Genomic DNA, 21,280 nt, shown 5'->3' on the forward strand with positions numbered 1-21,280 from the left:
TAAAAGTAAACAGTAGCTGGGGTGAAAATGATTATGAATAATCATGTTATAAAAGAAGGATCTATTTTCTTATTGTGCAACGAGCAAGGGGATATTGTTCCAGAATCGGATACAGGACATGGTCTTTATCTGAAAGATACTCGATTTTTGAGCAATTATAAACTTTACATTAATAAAAAATCTCCTCAATTACTAGGGAGTCGTTCTAATAAAAGTTATCTTCTTTCCACGACTTTAATGGAAGAAAGTAAAGACCGTGGAGCGATTGAGGTCATTAGAGAAACCATTATTTATGACGGTGTATTATATGAACGGTTATCAGTTACTAATTATTATCTAGACAGTAATGAGGTTGAAATATCACTTTCTTTTGATGCTGATTTTCAAGATATGTTTATCGTTCGCAAATATCGTGAGGGAAAAGTAGGTCATACTTTAGATCCTATTGTTGAGAAGGGTGCTATTGCATTCCGCTATGTAGGCATCGATGAAATTAAGCGCACAACATACGTGACTTGGGATTATGAAGCAACGATTTCGGAAGATAATAAAGAGTTAAGTTTTCAATTAGAATTGTCACCCGGGCAAACTAAATATATAAATGTAAATGTTGTTCCTCTTATCGGTGAAAAAGCTTTACCTACATTGCATACCTACACCGTAGCTTTGCAGGAATTAGAAGAAAGCTATTCGCAATGGCAGAAAAGTAATACGACTATAGAATCTTCTAATGAGCATTATAACAAGCTTTATGATCGAAGCTTACAGGATTTACGTATGCTTATGGATGATATTGGTGAGGGAACTTTTCCGGTAGCAGGTTTGCCGTGGTTTGCAGCGTCGTTTGGTCGCGATAGCATCATCACTTCTTTATTTATGCTACCACTGCAGCCAGCACATGCTATTGGGACATTGCGCACACTCGCAGCATATCAAGGAACTAAATATGATGCATGGTGTGATGAAGAGCCAGGTAAAATTTCTCACGAAATTCGCTTTGGAGAACTGGCTAATTCCAATCAAGCACCTTTCTCTCCTTATTATGGTGGAGTAGATTCCACACCGCTTTTCTTAATATTAATTGTGGAATATGTAAGATGGAGTGGAGATACATCGATTGTACATGAACTACAAACAAATATTGATGCTGCATTGGATTGGATTGATACACGTTCGTCAACTAATGATGCCCATTTTTTGACCTATCATCAAGAAGCGAGTGAAGGATTTCCAAACCAAGGGTGGAAGGATTCCAGCAATTCAATTATTCATGAGAACGGTCAATATGCAAAATCACCAATTGCACTAGTAGAGGTACAAGGTTATATATATGCTGCTAAGCAAGGATTAGCGGATATATATGAATCAATGGGTGAAACTGATCGTGCAAAGCAACTTTATGCTGAGGCAAAAAGGCTAAAGCAACAGTTTCAAGATCGTTATTGGATGGAAGAACACGGTTTCTATTGCATCGCTCTTGATGAAAATTTGGAGCAGGTGAAATCCATTACTTCAAACCCCGGTCATCTATTAATGACCGATATTGTAGATGAGCAATACAGACAAATCGTAGCAACTAGATTACTAGAACATGATATGTTTAGCGGTTATGGTATTCGTACGATGAGCAATAAAGCAAGTGGTTATTATCCACTAAGCTATCATAATGGCAGTGTGTGGCCACATGATAATGGCATGATCTTACTTGGATTACTGCGTAACCGTTATGCCGATGATGCCATGAAAGTAGTATCAGGGATAATCAAGGTTTCAACGCAATTCGATGGCTATCGTTTACCAGAGCTATTTTGTGGCTACGATCTCACAGAAACTGATAAGGTCATTCCATATCCAACAACATGCTCTCCACAAGCTTGGGCAGGGGCAACAGCATTTGTTATGCTGCAGGCGATGCTTGGATTAATACCAAACGTACTAGCAGGTAAAATCTTTATTTCACCTTGTTTGCCAGTAGAGTTGGAGTATTTAACGGTTCATAACCTATGCATTGGTAGAGGTACATTAAGTTTCACCTTGAAACGTGATACTAATCTTGCTGCTAAAATAAATATAGAAATAATTTCCAATACAACAGAGTTAGAGATTGAAATTCAATCCTGATTCTAAGTTTAGACTAACAATGCTAGGAGTGAATATTAATGACTTGGAACATTCAAAATACAAGTCTCGAGCAAGATGAATTATTGATTAATGAAAGTATTTTCGCTCTTGGTAACGGATATCTAGGGGTACGTGGTAACTTCGAGGAAGGTTACGCTTCGGAAATGAACAGTATTCGAGGAACGTATATCAATGCATTCCATGATGTCATTACAATCCCTTATGGGGAAAAATTACACGCTTTTCCAAGCACACAACAAAAATTAGTGAATGGTATAGATGGTCAAAGTGTGAATATTTTGATTGGTGACCAGCAAGAGACATTTAGCTTATTTAGCGGAAAAGTATTAGATTTTGACCGTCAACTTAAGTTTGATGATGGATATGCTATTCGTTCTATTCATTGGGTTTCACCATTGGGACAAGAATTGAAAATTACCTTTAAGCGCCTAGTATCATTTTATGTACGTGAGTTATTTGCTATTGATATCCAAATTACACCTATTTCTGTTAAAGGTAAAATTACGATCACTTCAAGTATTAATGGAAACGTAGAAAATTATACGGCAGTTAATGATCCGCGCGTTGCATCTGGACATGCCAAGTTGTTACATACGGTAGCAACAGGCAGTGACCAACAATTGGACTATATCGTTAATGAAACTTCAGCTTCTCAGTTGAAAATGAGTTGTTCTACTGCATATACACATTCAACTGCACTTACATCCGAGCATACTGCTTATGAACAAAGCGTTACTTATAAGGCTGATTTTGACTCTAGTAACGATATTTCTTTTACAAAGTGGAATGTTTATACGGATACGTTGCGACATGGAGCAGAGCCACATGCGGTTGGTAAAAATATTATGTCAGAAGTGATGAGCACAACTTTTGAGCAGCAGCTTCAACATCAACGTGATTATATGGATGATTTCTGGAAAAGATCTGATATTGTTATTAGCAATGACGATCGATTACAAGAAGGTATCCGATTTAATGTTTATCAATTACTACAATCTGCAGGACAAGATGAATACAGTAACATTGCTGCAAAAGGATTAACAGGTGAAGGTTATGAGGGGCACTATTTCTGGGATACGGAAATCTATATGTTCCCTGTATTTTTAATGACGCAGCCTCAAATTGCTAAGCGGCTATTAATTTATCGACATCATATTTTGGATTTTGCTAGAGAACGAGCGAAAGAAATGGGCCATCGTAAGGGTGCGCTCTATCCATGGCGGACAATTTCAGGTTCGGAATGTTCTTCTTTCTTCCCTTCTGGAACGGCTCAATATCATATTAGCGCAGACGTTGCCTATAGCTACTCTCAATATTATATGGCAACTGAAGATAATGATTTCTTATGGAAGTACGGAGCAGAAGTATTAATTGAGACAGCTCGTCTTTGGATTGAAGTCGGTCACTATTATAATGGGAAGTTTCATATTGATGAAGTAACTGGACCAGATGAATATACATGTTGTGTTGATAATAACTATTACACAAATGCTATGGCAAAAAGTAATTTATATTGGGCAGCAAAGAGTTGTAAGATTTTATCAACGCTAGATTCCGAGCAATTTGCTACATTAGCACAGCAATTAGATGTGTCTGAACAAGAAATTGCTGCATGGGATGCAGCTGCTGAAGCGATGTTGTTACTTCATGATGAACAATTAAACATCAACCCGCAGGATGACACGTTCTTACGTAAACAAGTGTGGAATTTCGAAGAAACACCTGAAGATAAATACCCATTATTACTACATTATCATCCATTAACGATCTATCGTTATCAAGTATGCAAACAAGCGGATACCGTTCTAGCTCATTTCCTGCTGGAAGATGATCAAAGTATGGAAACGATTCGTAGCTCTTATGATTATTATGAGAAGATAACCACTCATGATTCATCGCTATCCTCTTGTATTTTTAGCATCATGGCATCTAAAGTAGGCTATGCGAATAAAGCATATGATTATTTCTCTGAAACAGCTCGTCTTGATCTAGATAATACACATGGAAATACTAAAGATGGTTTGCATTTGGCTAATATGGGCGGTACGTGGATGGCTATTGTATTTGGCTTTGCAGGCGTACGTATTAAAGAAACGCATTTAGCGCTTGCTCCTATGATTCCTGCAGGCTGGGAACAATACCAATTCAAAATTCAGTACAAAGGAAGAACGATTGATGTTCATATTACTTCCTCTCATGTACAACTAAATGTTATAGATGGCCAAGCATTGCAACTTCGATTGTATGATCAAGACATTTCATTAGAGCCCAATGTTTCTTACAGAGGTAGTTTAAAAAGCGGACTTTGATAACGAATTCATGAATGTAGCATAGTCGACATCGAATACGAAACGAACTTGGGAAGTTTTACAATAATAAATGATCTTGCATACAAAGGAGTGATACACAATGGTTCAAACTGTGAGAGCGGTTATTTTTGATTTGGATGGTGTAATTACTGATACAGCAGAACATCATTATCTTGCTTGGAAAGCTATCGCAGACGAGTTAGGCTTACCTTTTACAAGAGAATTTAATGAAAAGCTTAAAGGTGTTTCGCGTATGGAATCACTTCGTTTACTATTAAGCTTATCAAAAGAACCTCTAAGTTTTACAGATGAGGAGCTTGATAATCTAGCCACTCGTAAAAATGAAATTTATAAACAATTGATCTTGGAAATTAAGCCGGAGGATGTATTGCCTGGTATTCCTGAACTACTAATTGAGCTCAAACAAAATGGAATAAAAACAGCGATAGCTTCTGCTAGCAAAAATGCATTCACAGTCATTGATAATTTACAAATGAATGATCAATTTGATGTGATTGTTGATGCAGCAACTATTATTAATTCTAAACCAGATCCTGAAGTGTTTTTGAGAGCTGCACAATTGCTTGAAGTAGAACCAATACAATGTGTGGGAGTAGAGGATGCAGTTGCAGGGGTAGAAGCTATTAAATCGGCTCATATGGCTGCTATTGCAATTGGTCCAGCTGAGTCATTCCCACATGCTGATCTCGTATTATCTTCGACTAAGTCATTAGAATTGCAGCAAGTAATAAATGCACAAAAATTAAAATCGAAATAATATTAATATAATAAAATCTTAAATAGCCAGTTGCCCGAGAAAATCTCAGGTAGCTGGCTATTTTTTGTCTAAATCGTTAGGAGTCGGAAAATAAGTGGAAAAATCTTCTGTGGATGCAGATATCGTACATGAAAGCTTAAAGTTTGAATATAACGCTTCTAACGAAGAGTTACAGCAAGTTTGAAACGTCTAATATTCAAGTAAGTGTTAGCATATTATATAAGGTTATTTAAAAATAGGTAATTAGGAGTAATTATGAAAAATTATACCAAAGAACTATTGTTACTGGTAAACAATTGATTTAGAGTAGTCCATGATGTGTATTATACTTTTCATTAGGAGTGTGAATTGATTGAAGAAAAAAGCATTTGTAGCTATTATAAGCGTGTCAATGCTTGCTAGCATGGGAACTGGTGCATTAGCAGCAACTAAGCTACAAGAAATTAAAGCATATCTTAATCCTGGGATAAAGGTACAAGTAGATGGAACTTTTGTTGAATTGCGCGATGTTAAAGGCAATGCTATTGCACCGATCAGTTATCAAAATGCCAATTATTTTTCGATTCGTGCGATCTCAGATGCCCTTGATGTAGCAGTTGATTATGATGTGGATACTCAAACCATAATTTTAGGCGAGAAAGTAGAAGGAGTCTCCATTGCTGGAGGATTCAATGATATGTATCATACGAAAGATCCAGCTCAAACAACCTACAAAGGCAAAGATTATAAAGAGGCTTACTTTAACAATTATGAAAATAACCGTAGCGCAAGCTTTATGCTCTATCCAAATAAAGAATATCAAGCACTAAACCTTCAAATTGCAGCTGTTGATGGTGATATTTCAAACTTTGTTATTAAAGACGCTGATAACGATATTATTCTGAAAAAGGTAGACGTCATTAAATCTGCAGAAGGTTTGGTTACTGTCCAAGCTGATATCGGCGGTGTGAAATCATTATACATTTACGGTGATGTCAAGAAAGATACAGCTGTCTTTATACCATTGACGACTTCTTATTATAAATAGTCCTATTAAAAACGCATTCGAGCATAGTAATCGAATGCGTTTTTAAGTTTAAATAAGACTTAGAGATTCAACACTAATTTAACCAAACGGAATCAATGTAAATCGATCCTTTATTTTTCTGATCAAAAACAAAAGATACAGATTCAATATTTGTTAGATCAATGTTTTTAAAATCACTAAGCGGTAGGTTTATGCTTGCAAGTGGCGTACTCCTTGACCAATAAAAGATATCTAGATCTTCTAGAGAGGTACTGTCTATATTCCCAGCACTATAGGTTAGTGCATTTAAATTTGGTGGTAGCGTCAAGGAAGAAGTATTTCCTTTTGTATCTCTAAGTAAAATAGTAAAGCTTTGTGAAGAGTCTTTTGAATTTATTTCGTCTGCTGAGTCAATTACCGAATTTATCGTTAGTCCGGCATATTCACTGAAATCTGAAATGCTTGGAACAAACTTTAATACAGCGTTAGATTGTTCCCATTTAACATTGATGAGCTCTCTCGTCATTAGATCTCCATCTCCAGAAGTAATCGTATCTATGAGTACTTCATCATTTTTATAAAACCATGAGTCAATACTCTGCTTTATTTCCGCGCCTTCGGTAGAATAACCATTGATTTCAGAAGCATCTGCAATGCGTTTTGCTTTCTTTGTCTGATACATAACAGTAACATCAAAATCATACATGGTGTTTGGTTGAGCAACGGATGGTAGTATAAAAGCTTCTTTTTGACCTTTAAGCGATGCATGATAGAAATCAGTAGCAAAGTCCATTAAAAAGCTTTCTTGCTGTTCACGAGATAGTTGATCAACGGAAGTATTTTTAACTAAAGAAAACGAAGCATCATTTCGTGTTACTTTTCTGTTGAAATAGTTATGATTTGCCTTCATTAACTGGGTAACAGAATAATCGTGATTGACTTCTTTACTAAGAGATCTATACGTAATAAACCCATCTAGAGAAATGACATCACCGTCATATTCAGGGACTAGTATGGCAACATCAGCATCTGGCCAATTATGTTCAAAAAAATAAGTAGGGGCTATTGATAATATTGCTTGAATCGATCTACCACGACTTTCTTGATCCTTTGCGATTTCAAAAACAGTTTCTCCACCTCTAGAATGCCCCATAAGTGCAATTTGATTTGGGTCAATTTTACCTTTTAAATCAATGGGAAAACCGCCATTATTTCCTTCATTCGCATTAAGTAACCCCTCAATGTGATCATTTGCCACAGGAATAGATTTTTCTTGATCATCATTGTCACCGTATTTCCATATATAAGGCTTACTCATATCCATAGAGACAGCAATATAACCGTTTTCAGCGAGATGCTGTACTAGGTATTCAAATCCAGTATCGAAGCGTAAGTTCTCCTTCTCATTTTCATGAGAGCCATGACTAATCAAAATTAAAGGGAATGGTCCCTGACCTTCAGGTACTCCGATAATTCCGCGAACTTCATAAGGCATAATCTTATTACTTGTTGACATATATTCCTTTTTCCCTAGATTATATTCCGTAGTGGTAGCTTCATTTGTCCCTTTGGATAAAGGAGGTTTCTCATAAACCGATAGTTCCCTTGTAGTTATGGAAAGTGAGGAGTCATTTGTTCCTTCGGGTGATGTCTTCCCGTTGCAACTAGATAGTAATAATGCTGCAATTATTATAGAGCAAAAATATATATAATTTTTCATAGTATCCTTTCATTGTCCATACATAGTGTATTAATTTTTGATTCTCATTTTATTATTTCATCTTCTCAGTTTATTATCCTCTAACTATACAATTATTGATATAGTTATAAAGTATGTGAACTTGCTGCAACTGGGAAATTTAGTTTACACAGGAGCACTATATGGAGAATGCTCTAATAGCCGACTATGACGATAATAGCGGTTCTGATTGTAACGTATGAGAATCATTTGGAGTAATAAATGAGTTGTTTATGCATCTTCTGAATTTTTATACAGTTTATTTTACAATAAATATTGCCAATTAATAATTATTGTATTATTATTTAGTTGATAATGAATATCATTCTTATTTAGGGGAGAGAGACAAATTGAAAAAGAGAATGTCACTTGTTTTATTTGTAATGCTATCAGTAGTTATGGTTTTGTCAGCTTGTGGTAACGCTGGAAATGGAGCAACTGAACCAGCGAATTCCGGCACTCAAACTGAGCAATCTACTAACCAAAATGGTGGGAATTCTACAGAACAGACTTCTGAAGAGCCTACTAAGAGAGAAATAACTCACGCTCTAGGAACAACAACTATCGAAGGAAAGCCTCAACGTATTGTAACTTTATTCCAAGGTGCAACAGATACATTAGTGCAGTTTGATATAACTCCTGTGGGAGTAGTAGAATCATGGGCACAACAACCGATGTATGATTATCTAAAAGATGATCTGCAGGATGTAACTTATGTTGGACTTGAAACACAGCCTAACCTAGAAGAAATTTCTGCATTAAAACCTGACTTAATTATTGCTACACAAGTACGTCATGAGGAAATTTATGAGCAACTTACTCAAATTGCACCAACTGTAGTAACTTCTATTCTTTATGACTTCCGTGAAACAGCTAATATTATTGGTCAATCAATTGGTGATGAAGATACAGCAAAAACATTAATCGCAGATTGGGATACACGAGTTGCTGACTTTAAGTCAAAAGTGTCTGGTGTGGAAGGATGGCCATTAAGTGCTTCTGTAGTAAACTTCCGTGACGATCATGCTCGAATTTATGTTACAGGTTTTGCGGGTTCTATTCTAACAGAGCTTGGCTTCAACGGTCCGAAGGATTTAACTGGAGATGATCACGAAATTGTACGTCTAATGGACAAAGAAAGTATTCCTAATATGAACGCAGATGTTACATTTGAATTTTTCGAAGATACTGAAATCATTAAGAAAACTCATGCTGAGTGGACAAGTCACCCGCTTTATCAAAACCTAGATTCTGCTAAAAATAATCAGGTGTATAAAGTAGATGATATCACTTGGAACTTTGCTGGTGGATTAAAATCAGCTCATCTAATGCTAGATAGTCTTTACACTCATTTTGGATTTGAACAGTAGATTGGATAAGGGGGACACCTACGCTCCCCCTTTTTCTATGGAAGAAGAGGATACGCTATGCTACAAACATCATTTTCTAGAGCTGTTGGATTAATAGGACTTGTCATTGCAGTCATATTATTAATATATTGCAGTCTAGCTATGGGACAACTATCGATCTCATTTCGCGCGGTATGGCAAGTTGTAACGAATTATGATTCTAGCAACACTGAGCATATTGTCATTGCTACAAGTAGATTATCTAGAGCTATTATTGCTCTAGTCGTTGGAATGACCTTTGCCGTTGCCGGTATATTAGTACAAGCATTAACAAGAAACCCTTTAGCTGCTCCAGATTTAATCGGAGTCAACTCTGGGGCGATTTTTTTTATAGTACTCGCGATTACGTGGCTCAATCTTCAATCCTTAAGCCACTACATGTGGTTTGCTTTCTTGGGTGCAGCGATTTCAGGACTAGCTGTATTCTTCCTTAGCAGTATTGGTCGGGATGGTCTTACTCCTATTAAAATCATAATAGCAGGAACAGCCCTTTCTGCACTTTTCATTTCCTTTACGCAAGGTTTACTTGTTATTGATGAACAATCTATACAAACTGTGTTATTTTGGATCGCTGGCTCCATAGCGGGTAGAGATATAAGCTTGTTACTATCTGTATTGCCTATATTACTAGGTGCTTTATTAGTAAGCTTGTTTATTGGTAAATCTATGAATATATTTAGCTCTGGTGATGATGTAGCCAAGAGTCTTGGACTTAATGTTGGTCTACTTAAAATTGTTATGGGTATATTAATTATTGTATTAGCTGGGGGATCCGTAGCCATTGTGGGTTCCATTGGCTTTGTAGGTCTGATCGTACCTCATATCGCTAAGCGTTTAGTCGGTACCGACTATCGTTGGATATTACCTTATGGTGCTTTAATCGGTTCTTTGCTACTATTAGCAGCTGATATATCTGCTAGGTTTATTATAATTCCTCAAGAGGCACCTATCGGTGTGATGACTGCAATAATTGGTGGTCCATTCTTTATTTATTTAGCCAAAAAAGGGGTGTCTAAACAATGAGGTCTTGGACATTTCGAATGTTTAGCGGCAAAATATCATTTCAAATTTCTATTAAATGGCTACTTATGACATTGAGTTTGTCTTTATTATTAGTATTACTAATTCTGTTAGGTTTATCAGCAGGGAGTAAATGGATTCCATTGCCTGAGGTTGCACAACAGCTAATAGGTCACATCGACACTCATAGTTTTACAATTGAAACCTTACGCTTACCTCGAGTTTTATTAGCGGTACTTGTAGGTGCTAGCTTAGGAGTTGCTGGGCTAATTTTGCAAACGATCGTAAGAAACCCACTTGCCTCTCCTGATATAATAGGCATTACAAGCGGAGCTTCACTTGGAGCCGTTTCCTTCATAACGTTTGGAACTGGTATTATTAGTATGCAATTCTTGCCTTTCGCTGCAATAGCTGGAGGATTAGTTACTTCATTGCTTATATATATCATTTCCTGGAATAAAGGTGTAACACCTATTCGGCTAGTATTAATAGGGATTGGAATATCTGCGATATTAAAGTCCGGTATTACGTTTATGCTAGTATTCAGCAATGCTGTCGTTACAACAAAAGCTTATATATGGCTCACGGGAAGCTTATACGCAGCGAATTGGAGTGACGTTTCCGCAATGTCCTTATGGGTTTTGATTCCATTACCGATTTTACTTATTTGGGGAAGAAGCATGAATGTAACAGAACTTGGTGACGAGGTAGCTATTAATGCTGGGATTCGCGTACAGCTTCAGCGCTTTGTCTTTTTAATGTGTAGCGTAGTGTTAGCCGGAACAGCCGCGGCATATGCTGGAGGTATTGAGTTTGTTGGACTAATGGCCCCTCATATTGCCAGACGACTTGCTACAAGATCTTTTATTGGACTTATTCCTCTTACTGCTCTCATAGGAGCTAGTTTAGTATTAGTAGCAGATATCATTGCTCGAACGATGTTCTTGCCTTTAGATATTCCTGCAGGGGTATTCACCGCAGCCATTGGTGCACCATTCTTTATCTATATGTTGTTTCACAATAGAAATCGCTAGGAGAGATATTCATGAGTGGATTACAAACACAACATTTGACGCTAAATTATGGCGAGCAATCTATTATTCATAATTTAAGCTTCGAAATCCCTCTTCATAAAATAACAGTGCTAGTTGGTGCCAACGGAAGTGGCAAATCTACCTTATTGCGATCAATGGCACGTCTATTAAAACCTGCTTCAGGACATGTATTGCTGGACGATCAGGAGTTGCAAAACGTACCTACCAAAGAGATTGCAAAGCGAATATCTATTCTTCCACAAGGACCAGTAGCTCCAGAAGGTATAACTGTTGAGCAACTAGTAAAGCAAGGTCGTTATCCCTATCAGCGTTGGTATCAACAATGGTCTGAAGAGGATGAGAAGTTAGTTGAACAAGCTCTTGCTGCAACTCAGTTGCTTCAATTCAAAGATAAGCAACTTGATGCACTATCTGGTGGACAAAGACAACGCGCTTGGATTGCAATGACGTTAGCACAAGAAACACCTATTATCCTTTTGGACGAGCCAACAACCTATCTGGATATGTCTCATCAAATTGAGCTACTTGATTTCCTGTTCGACTTGAACAGGGAAAAGAAACGTACCATTGTTATGGTGCTCCATGATTTGAATTTAGCTTGTCGTTATGCTGATAACTTAGTAGCCATTCACAATCAAACCGTTGCTGTTCAAGGAGCACCTGAATCGATTGTTACGAAGGAGATGGTGCAAGAAATCTTTGGCATGGAAGCTATTATTGAAAAAGACCCACTATTTGGTACGCCCTTATGTATTCCAAAAGGAAAGGGAAGACAGATCAAATGACCTTAGACCTTTACGGGATAAGACAAAAGCAGGGGAATGAGGGGATCCCAGTAGCAAATCTATTGGACAAGGACGTTTTGCTCCCCTTAGTAAAAGATTATGGGATTTATCTGGAAACGACATCACTTGCAATAGCAGGATCTCTATTTATAAAGCGTTATGCGGTTATTACTGCGGCGGTTTCTCTCGATTATTTTGGGTTTTTACAGCAGAAAGCAGATTGGTGGTCTAACGCTCACTTTGATGCAAAAACCTTTACAATGCTTATAGATGAAAGTCCTGTCGGTTTGCTTGATGAAAACTGGAAGGATGAGCTTTTCATCAATCATCTTACTCCAATAATTCAAATGATAGCTAAAGAATGTAAAATAAACGAAAGAATTTTATGGGAAAACGTTGCGGTACGATTAAATTCTGTATTTCGTGAATATGAGCATAGTTATTCTTCTGAGCAAATTGATGCTCAGTATAATGATATAACTAGCCCCAATTGCTCTTGGCTTGGTAAAGATACAAATCCTTTGCAGCTATATGTGCATAAGCAGTTTATTGACGCAGAAAATCCTAAACGTAAAACTTGCTGTCGTTATTATGAAGTAAGTAAGGCTGGTGAACTTCCGTACTGCAACGTTTGCCCCTTGAAAAAGAAGGTTTAAGTACCGCATCAGTCACATTAGTTGAGATAAACTAGAATAATACTATTTTGAGTTATTATATAAATTTTAGTAATTTGATATACTTAATCAAGTAACCATGTTGTTATTATAAATAATCCATTTAATAAGAAAACTGACCATGTCTGTGGTTAATAATAAGGTGATGAAAAATGAAAAAAACAATTGTTTGCTTTGGAGATTCCAATACATGGGGCTTTGACGCACAATCAGGTGGTAGATTTGATGAAAAAACGAGATGGACGGGCTTACTAAGCGAGCGATTAGGTGATCAGTTTCGTGTTGTGGAAGAGGGGCTAAGCGGTAGAACAAGTGTATGTGAGGATCCTTTGTTTGAAGGTCTACAAGGTATTTCTTATATTTATCCGTGTCTTATGTCACATTCACCGCTAGAGCTTGTAGTCATCATGCTTGGGACGAATGATACTAAAGAAAGATTTGGTCTGACCTCATATAACATTGCGCAAGGAATTGTTAGATTGGCTCTAAAGGCAAAAGGGTCGGCGGTAGGCGTTGGTGGAAGGACTCCGGAAGTTCTCGTTGTGGCACCACCGCCCATTAGACCAGAATATATTAGTACCGATGTCGGAAAATCAATGGGAAAAATGTGTGACGAGAAAGCAATGGAGCTTTCGGAACACCTTCAACATCTTCTAGCGAATACCGGCATTCATTTCGCCGATGCAAAGCAGCAAATTATGATGAATGAAGTTGATTATATGCACCTTGATGCTGAGGGACATCATAAGATGTCAGACTTTATGTGGAAGAAAATCACTGATATCATTTGACATGAAGTGAATAGATAGCATAGATAAATCCCTGTTCAGAATAAATGAATAGGGATTTTTTTGTTAACAGAGGGTTAAGGAACATTTATCGAATGCTTATACAGCTGCTGATTAGAGTAAGTTTATCTTCTACCTACAACGATCTGTTCAGTAAAAACTTGTACTTGATTTCGACCAGATCTTTTGGCAACGTAAAGTGCTTCATCAGCTTTTTGAATAAGCTGATAGATAGATTCATCCTTATCTTCTGTCGTTACGGATACCCCAAAACTGGAGGTAACCGATACAACTCGTTTATTTTCAACTAGAGGATTTTGTTCAATGCACAATCTAAGGTGATTAGCGAATTTTTCACCTTCAACTAATGTATAGCCGGCTATCGCGAGTACAAATTCTTCACCACCATATCTAGCAAATAGCATATTTTCTCCTAGCTCAGCTTTACATATTTGAGCCACATGCACTAGTATTTGATCTCCAGTTTGATGTCCAAAAGTATCGTTCACTTTTTTGAAAAAATCAATATCAAATAAAATAAGCGTATAAGATGACAAATCATCCTTTACTTTTATTAAACTTTGCTCACTTTGATTGAAAAAGGCACGACGATTGAATATTTGCGTTAGCTCATCATAATAGGCTTGATGCTCTAACTTTTGTTGTAATGTATGTAACTCTGTTATATCCGTAAATATAATTAGTAAGCCAGAGTTATTATTAGATTGCTGAAGATTAGAAATACGTAGCTGATAAATATAATTAGCTTGATGAATCGTAACATTTAAATTATTTGATATTGTATCTAATTCAACGGGGAATGATTGATCCGTTAGCATATACCAAACTTGATCAAATGGCTGCCCTAATGTTGAACGATCCAAAGTAGTAAACATATTTTTACAAGCATGGTTATATTCGATTAATTGATAGCTATTATTTAGCACAATTACACCATCATTCATACTATTAAAAATTGTTTCCTTAGCAATTGGCATAATTGATAACATTCGAGAGTTAGTAATAGACCAGAGGTACAAAACAGAAGAAATCCAAATAACCATTGGTACAGGATCGATACCATCGGGTGTCAATCCTATGAATAATAAAAATGCAGTCACTATTGGAAGCAATTGACCACAAATGAGTGCAAATAATTGAGGTTTATAAGCACGAACGGTTTCCTTCCAGCGTGAAAGTAGCAATAAGAACGCAGCTAACAAACAGCTGAAAATGTAAATATTATGTACAACAAACCATACCCCATACTCAATCTCACTATATGGAGGCCCAAGCACCGAATTTATATCATATATTCTATAGAATATATGATGAGATTCATTAGTTACATTAATGAGAAAGGTGAGACAAGGCATTATTAGTAAAGCAATAATTCTTTTTCTCGTTAATTTGTATCCCAAATATTGCAAAACAAACAATAATCCTAACGGAGGGAAAAATGGTAACCCTACATACTGTACAATATTCCAAAATCTAAGTTGTTCGAATGAAGTGGATGTTAAGCTAAAGGCATAACCAAAGCAATAAATCAAGGAAGATAATGTATTCCACATAAATAATTTGAATATATTTGTATAATGATGCCGCTTCCAATATGTATAGACTAGTATAGACATATTGAATACAACCGAAGTGCAAACTAATGTTATATATGCCTCTAGCGTCGATATCAATAGTTTTACCCTCTTTCAAATATTATGTCTATATCATGTTATCATGATTAACATAAATTGTTAATGAATTCCTTGATCCATGTACAGGATTGGGTCCACATTACATCATCGTAAATAATATAAAAAATCTCTCTCTTATTTGATTGTTAGTCAAATAAAAGAAAGATTTTTTAGTAGTAGTAAACTGTAAATCGTATCTACATTAGAGTTCTTGTCAATTAACCTTATGTAAGATTGATTCTGTTATATTAACTGCTTATACTGTAACAAGCGATATAAAATATCAGCCAACAAAGCTCTTGTTACTGGTTTATTTACACCATTTTCTATATCCTCTTCTTTTATAATCTCTAATTCTGATAGAGTCTGAGTATAGAGATAACTCCAATGTGGATTTTCTCCTGTAATATTAGCCTGCTCTATATTAAAAGCATTTACTAATATTTTCGCAAGCTCACCTAGTGTTAACTGTCCTGATGGATGAAATGAATTTTTATAACCATCTATAACTCCACCTTGCTGTAGGTTTAATATTGCACTATAGCTCGGATGATTAGCCGGCACATCTTCAAAGCTTACAGCTTCCCTTATTGCATCAAATTTTATTAAACGATTAATCAACAATGCAAGATGATGTCTTTGGATAAAGTCATTCGGACCGTATCGACCATTTTCATAACCATGTAATATCCCTTTTTGTGCTAATCTATTTATAATATTTTCAGCCCAATGTCCATCTATATCAGTAAAATATTTTTCTACGGGTGCTTCAGGTTCATTTTCTGATTTAATATCTTCTGTATCTTCTACTTCTTGTTCCACAACTGGTGGCACATATGGCGGCACAAATGGTGGATTATAAAGAGACCACTTAGCAAATAATGTTTTATCTTCTGTTACTATGTCAGTATTGAAATTCCAAGTTGTTGTAAGTTCTTGATCTACATACCAGCCTCCGAATACATAACCTGATTTTGTTGGGGCGACTGGTTCTGTAATCGTCGTATTATAGTTTATATCAGTTAGATCAATCACCTGACTACCACCATTACTATTAAAGGAAATCGTATATGTATTGGGAGTATATTGTGCATATAATGTTGTATTCGCATCTATTGCACTAGTAAAATCCCAAGCTGCTTGCAACAATTCATCGCTATACCAATTTTCAAATGTATATTCTTGTTTTGTTTGAGAAGCAATAACTGACGCATCCAATGATGTTAAGCTACCTTCAAACGTAATCGTATTAAGACTGTTATAAGTAAAAGCGTTTAAACCAATACTTGTGACGCTAGCAGGGATAGTTACATTGCTTAGTTTATTGTAAGAAAACGTATTGTACCCTATCTGAGTTAAGCTATTTGGAAGAGTAATACTAGTTAATTCATTGTTACTAAAAACACTGTTTGCGAGAGATGTTACGCTATTTGGAATCGTTACATTAACTAGTTTATTATTAGAAAAAGCATCTCTTTCAATCGTGGTCACACTATTTGGAATAGTCACATCCACTAGGTTATTAATTGAAAAAGCATTTTCTTCAATAGTAGTTACATTATCAGGAATGGTCACACTTATTAATTCATTACTATGAAAGGCACCATTTCCAATACTTGTAACACTATCAGGAATGACTACATTTGTTAATTTATTACTCATAAATACCGAAGGGCTTAGACTCGTCAAGCTACTAGGTAAAATTATAGTTGTTAAATTATTCATAAAAAAAGCACCAGTACCAATAAACGTAATATTGTTTGAAAGTGTAACATTACTTAAGTTATTTGAGGAGAATGCATAATCTCCTATACTTGTCACACTATTAGGAATAACAAGATCAACTATATTATTCCAAGCAAAAACACGGTCTGAAATAGAAGTGACACTTTCAGGAATTATTACACTTGTTAAAAAGTTACTATGAAATGCGCTACTACCAATTGACAGTACACCTTCGGGAATTATTACACTTGTTAATCTTTTAGAAATAAACGCTTCATTTCCTATGCCAGTTACGGGATACCCATCTATTTCATCAGGGATAATAATATCGCTTGAACTACCCGTATATCCAGTTATTATCGCTGTTGAATTAGACACTGTATAGGTAAATTCACTTGACATATCAGCATACACCTTATTAAAACTGATTGGTAAAACTAACATTGCTATTACTAATATTACTCCTACTATTTTTTTCATAATCATTCTCCTTTTACTTGTTGATATAGTCCGTCTATAATCTGTAACTACTTTCACTACACTGTAACGTCTTTATTCAGAGTTGCTTTCAAAGTGTAGTTTTATTTGCGATGGTTGTGTCTTGTTTCAATCAGTTTTAATATAACATATCCTAAATGATCCGAGTTTAAAGAAATCTTTAAGTTAATAATCTGAAAAAGTCTTGCATTTACAACTGTTTTTAGAATACCTCCCTTTAATTTATATAATGCTACATACCGCTTAAATCAATATTTAGTACATTTGAATCTGATGAAGGAAACTCGGTGAATTCACGTATGGGATTTGTATCGGGCTATACCGAGGCTACATTGAACTCTCTCTATTACAATTCAAATAATTTCCTCATTAAAATTATTTTCCAGCTCGTCAACGTTGTCCGCATAAATGTCCAAGTCCCCTCATAGTATGTATAAGCCAGTTAAAAAACCAAGGTGTGAGGGGATGATTTCATGCGTCGCATGACATGGATCGCGGCAATTATACTAAGTATGGCACTAGTGTTATCTGCTTGCGGGACGAAAGACGCCGAATCCGTGGTAAAGGATTTGGACAAATTCTTGAATAGTATGGAAGGTTACAGTGGCACAGGCACGATGACCTTACATAACGGTCAGCAGCCTCAAGTGTATCAGGTGGAAGTTTCGTATTCGAAGCCAGAGGCTTATCGCATTAAGCTGACAAATGCAGAGAAGGACATTTCTCAAATTGTTCTTCGCAATGATGAAGGTGTGTTTGTACTAACTCCAAAGCAAAATAAAGTGTTCCGTTTCCAAAGCGATTGGCCGCAAAAACAAGGTCAAGTATACTTGTACCAAACATTAATTCAAAGCATTTTACTTGATGGCTCTCGTCAATTTACAACGACAGATGATGCTTATGTATTTGATGTTATGGCAAAATACAATAGTACATCGCTTGCTAGACAGAAAATTTGGCTAAGCCAAGACGACTATAAACCGATGCAAGTAGAAGTTAGCGACACTAACGCAACTGTACTTGTAGACGTTAAATTCGATACATTCGAATTCAATCCATCTTTTGCTGAAAGTTTCTTTGAGACAGAATCCAATATGCAGACGAGTTCTGATAATGTAGATACACTTGCTCCTGGTGATGAGGGCGTAGGTGCTGAGGAAGGCAACGTGGACAGTGACACTAGCACTGATCCAGATGCTGGTACTTCAGTTGAACAACCTACAGCTGGTGAAGAAGGTCAAGAAACTGAACAGATCGAAGAAGACGACGCAACGAGTATCGCTCCAACAACTCCACTAGTATTCACAGCTATGGAAGCTTTACATGTGCCATCAGGAGTTACTTTTAAGGATATGACAGATATTGAATACGCTGGAGATCAAGGTGTTATGACGCGCTATCAAGGTGCTTACAATTACACGTTGATTCAAACGGAAGCGAAAGAACTTGCAACAACATTGGTGCCAGGAGATTTTGTTGATCTAGGTTTCACTATTGCTCAACTTACATCTGGCGATGATGTTCATACATTAACTTGGACATATTATGGTAATCAATTCCGTCTAAGTAGTGCAGATCTACCAGAAGTTGAAATGATTAAAATTGCTCAATCTGTTCTTGCTGAAGTATCCAAATAAGTTAGATATCATCACTTGGTAACAAGTAAGCAATGTTATGAAGTATGATATTGATGTAATAAAGCTAGCTCAATGGTCGAGGTAATCCTTCGATTCAATGAGCTAGCTTTTTGCTATAATTATATGAAGAATAATAGGTTGAGATTAACATTGACACACCACATAACTAGGGGTAACATAACAACTATTAGATATAAAGTAACGGAAATTTTGAGCAAGAATTAAAGTAAAGTTCTAAAAGTGGGCTTTCAGAATCGAGAAGATACTATGAAGCTAAGGAAGTGAAGAGTACAACGTACGTTTGGTACGTGAGCACTTACAATGTTTCTGAAAGAAACATACTTCGAAAGCATCTGTTTACAACTGATGAATGGTATCTTAGATGCCGATTAAGCTTCCCGTATCACTTCGTTATCAAAGTCTGCTTTTTGATCTACTGTTTAGAGGAGCAGGTGGAGCAATTGAGTACATTTTATCGACCAACTTGGGCAGATATTTCATTAGATGCATTGCATCATAATATAGAAGCAGTAAAATCTGGGTTAAAAGAAGGTACACGATTATTAGCATCGGTTAAAGCGAATGCATATGGTCACGGCTTAGTAGAAATTTCAAGAGCAGTAGAACGCTATGGTGTAGATTATTTAGGGGTAGCATTTCTTGATGAAGCATTGCAACTCCGTAAAGAAGGTATTCAATTACCGATTCTTGTTCTTGGTTTTGTAGCACCAGAACATTTGCATATTGCTAGAGAATACGATGTTACGATTGCCTTGTATCGTGAAGATCAATTACAGGCTGCCGCATCTATGGAGGAGACTGCTAACAAGCGTCTTAAGGTCCACGTGAAAATAGATACCGGTATGGGAAGACTAGGGATATTAGGGCACGCGGAAGCTATTGCTTTTATCGAGAAGGCAATGGCTATTCCTGAGCTTTATGTTGAAGGTGTTTTCACTCATTATTCCAAGGCTGATGAAGCAGACAAAACCTATACATCTCTTCAATATGATCGATTCCATGCTATTGAATGCCATATTAGACAAGAAGGCTGGGATATTCCGATCATTCATGCCGCGAATAGTGCGGGTGGAATGGACACTCCACAGTGGTCAGGTGATATGGTTCGTCTAGGAATTGCGATGTACGGCATGTATCCATCAGAAGAAGTGAATAAAGATAATATAGAATTAAAGCCTGTACTAAGCTTGAAGACTAAAGTTGTCCATGTCAAAGAAACCCCTTCAGATTGGGGGATTAGTTATGGTGCAAGATATGTAACGAATGAACCAGAATGGATCGGAACATTACCAATCGGTTATGCGGATGGTTATAGTCGTATGTTGTCTGGTAAAATAGAAGTTTTACTGCAAGGTGAGCGAATTCCTGTGTTAGGTACCATATGCATGGATCAATGCATGGTATCATTAGATAAGCTAAAAAATTATTCGATGGATTCATTACTGGATGAAGAAGTGGTACTGATTGGTCAGCAAGGTGAGCACACGATCACTACTGAACAGATTGCTGGTTTATTAGGCACGATTAATTATGAATTAACTTGTATGATCGCTAGTCGTGTACCTCGTCGTTATATTGAGAATAATCAAATAATTGCAGTCTCTAACGGAATGTAAAATCGCTCCAAGAACAAATTCTGTTCCAATCTGGGGACCGCTCCAAGAACAAATCACTGTTCCAATCGCCGTTGTCCTCGGATTTATTGAAAAGGTAATAGTGGTATAAATCCGAGGACAAAAACGACCGCTATCGCTTTTCCACTAGTGATTAGTTCTCTCCGCTACTAGCATGGAGCATGTATGAAAAAAGTGAATTTTTTCCTTATGCTGCATAGATGATAGATCATTGTAAGCAACTTTTTGCAGTATTATTAAATTTGGATAATTTTATCAGTAATTATTTATAGCTTCTAAGTGCCATTGTGGTGTAATATGATAGTACAATGGGAAAATAAATCAAAAATATATGTAAAGTGGAAGTTTTTACATGTGTTTTTTCATG

The 21,280-nt window shown here is 36.4% G+C and carries 15 protein-coding genes; 12 read left to right on the forward strand and 3 right to left on the reverse strand.

Features of this window, described 5'->3' with window-relative positions; translation table 11 throughout:
- The first annotated feature begins 33 nt into the window (after window positions 1–33).
- The 4 genes from NAG76_11635 to NAG76_11650 all read left to right on the forward strand — a co-directional run bounded on the left by NAG76_11635 (window position 34) and on the right by NAG76_11650 (window position 6,256).
- Complete coding sequence (locus NAG76_11635; protein URN92552.1) at window positions 34–2,121, forward strand: amylo-alpha-1,6-glucosidase; 2,088 nt, start codon at window positions 34–36, stop codon at window positions 2,119–2,121.
- A gap of 38 nt (window positions 2,122–2,159) precedes the next feature.
- A complete protein-coding gene (locus tag NAG76_11640) occupies window positions 2,160–4,451 on the forward strand; it encodes a family 65 glycosyl hydrolase (GenBank protein URN92553.1) in 2,292 nt (763 codons plus the stop codon).
- 100 nt (window positions 4,452–4,551) lie between these two features.
- Window positions 4,552–5,229 carry a beta-phosphoglucomutase gene (gene pgmB, locus NAG76_11645; protein URN92554.1) on the forward strand — a complete coding sequence of 226 codons (678 nt, stop codon included), beginning with the start codon at window positions 4,552–4,554 and terminating at the stop codon, window positions 5,227–5,229.
- Window positions 5,230–5,581: 352 nt separating this feature from the next.
- Entirely contained in the window at window positions 5,582–6,256 is a 675-nt protein-coding gene (locus NAG76_11650) for a hypothetical protein (GenBank protein URN92555.1), read from the forward strand.
- A 73-nt stretch (window positions 6,257–6,329) separates the two neighbouring features.
- Here NAG76_11650 and NAG76_11655 read toward each other — a convergent pair whose 3' ends face one another.
- Window positions 6,330–7,955 carry a hypothetical protein gene (locus NAG76_11655; protein ID URN92556.1) on the reverse strand — a complete coding sequence of 542 codons (1,626 nt, stop codon included), beginning with the start codon at window positions 7,953–7,955 and terminating at the stop codon, window positions 6,330–6,332.
- Window positions 7,956–8,323: 368 nt separating this feature from the next.
- Here NAG76_11655 and NAG76_11660 point away from each other — a divergent pair, with 368 nt between their 5' ends.
- The 6 genes from NAG76_11660 to NAG76_11685 all read left to right on the forward strand — a co-directional run bounded on the left by NAG76_11660 (window position 8,324) and on the right by NAG76_11685 (window position 13,707).
- A complete protein-coding gene (locus NAG76_11660; protein URN92557.1) occupies window positions 8,324–9,343 on the forward strand; it encodes an iron-siderophore ABC transporter substrate-binding protein in 1,020 nt (339 codons plus the stop codon).
- A 57-nt stretch (window positions 9,344–9,400) separates the two neighbouring features.
- A complete protein-coding gene (locus NAG76_11665; GenBank protein ID URN92558.1) occupies window positions 9,401–10,405 on the forward strand; it encodes an iron ABC transporter permease in 1,005 nt (334 codons plus the stop codon).
- Window positions 10,402–11,436, forward strand: coding sequence for an iron ABC transporter permease (locus tag NAG76_11670; GenBank protein ID URN92559.1), 1,035 nt, complete (start codon window positions 10,402–10,404; stop codon window positions 11,434–11,436). The genes NAG76_11665 and NAG76_11670 overlap by 4 nt, the downstream gene beginning before the upstream one ends.
- Before the next feature lie 11 nt (window positions 11,437–11,447).
- Entirely contained in the window at window positions 11,448–12,242 is a 795-nt protein-coding gene (locus NAG76_11675; GenBank protein ID URN92560.1) for an ABC transporter ATP-binding protein, read from the forward strand.
- The gene (locus tag NAG76_11680; protein ID URN92561.1) at window positions 12,239–12,898 is read left to right on the forward strand and encodes a hypothetical protein; all 660 of its coding nucleotides are present in this window, start codon (window positions 12,239–12,241) and stop codon (window positions 12,896–12,898) included. The genes NAG76_11675 and NAG76_11680 overlap by 4 nt, the downstream gene beginning before the upstream one ends.
- 170 nt (window positions 12,899–13,068) lie before the next feature.
- On the forward strand, window positions 13,069–13,707 hold the full coding sequence (locus tag NAG76_11685; protein ID URN92562.1) for a GDSL-type esterase/lipase family protein: 639 nt from the start codon (window positions 13,069–13,071) through the stop codon (window positions 13,705–13,707).
- Between the two features lie 122 nt (window positions 13,708–13,829).
- On the opposite strand, the gene NAG76_11690 is transcribed toward NAG76_11685, so the two are convergent.
- Together NAG76_11690 and NAG76_11695 are read right to left on the reverse strand one after the other, a co-directional pair.
- Window positions 13,830–15,341: a diguanylate cyclase gene (locus NAG76_11690; GenBank protein URN92563.1), complete on the reverse strand. Its 1,512-nt coding sequence runs from the start codon at window positions 15,339–15,341 to the stop codon at window positions 13,830–13,832.
- 300 nt (window positions 15,342–15,641) lie between these two features.
- Complete coding sequence (locus NAG76_11695; protein ID URN92564.1) at window positions 15,642–17,603, reverse strand: leucine-rich repeat protein; 1,962 nt, start codon at window positions 17,601–17,603, stop codon at window positions 15,642–15,644.
- Between the two features lie 491 nt (window positions 17,604–18,094).
- On the opposite strand from NAG76_11695, the gene NAG76_11700 reads away from it, so the two are divergent.
- Entirely contained in the window at window positions 18,095–19,258 is a 1,164-nt protein-coding gene (locus tag NAG76_11700) for an outer membrane lipoprotein carrier protein LolA (GenBank protein ID URN92565.1), read from the forward strand.
- 461 nt (window positions 19,259–19,719) lie between these two features.
- Window positions 19,720–20,895: an alanine racemase gene (gene alr / locus NAG76_11705; protein ID URN92566.1), complete on the forward strand. Its 1,176-nt coding sequence runs from the start codon at window positions 19,720–19,722 to the stop codon at window positions 20,893–20,895.
- Window positions 20,896–21,280: the final 385 nt, after the last annotated feature.

Origin of the sequence: Candidatus Pristimantibacillus lignocellulolyticus, assembly GCA_023639215.1 — a bacterium.
Classification (GTDB): domain Bacteria; phylum Bacillota; class Bacilli; order Paenibacillales; family Paenibacillaceae; genus Pristimantibacillus; species Pristimantibacillus lignocellulolyticus.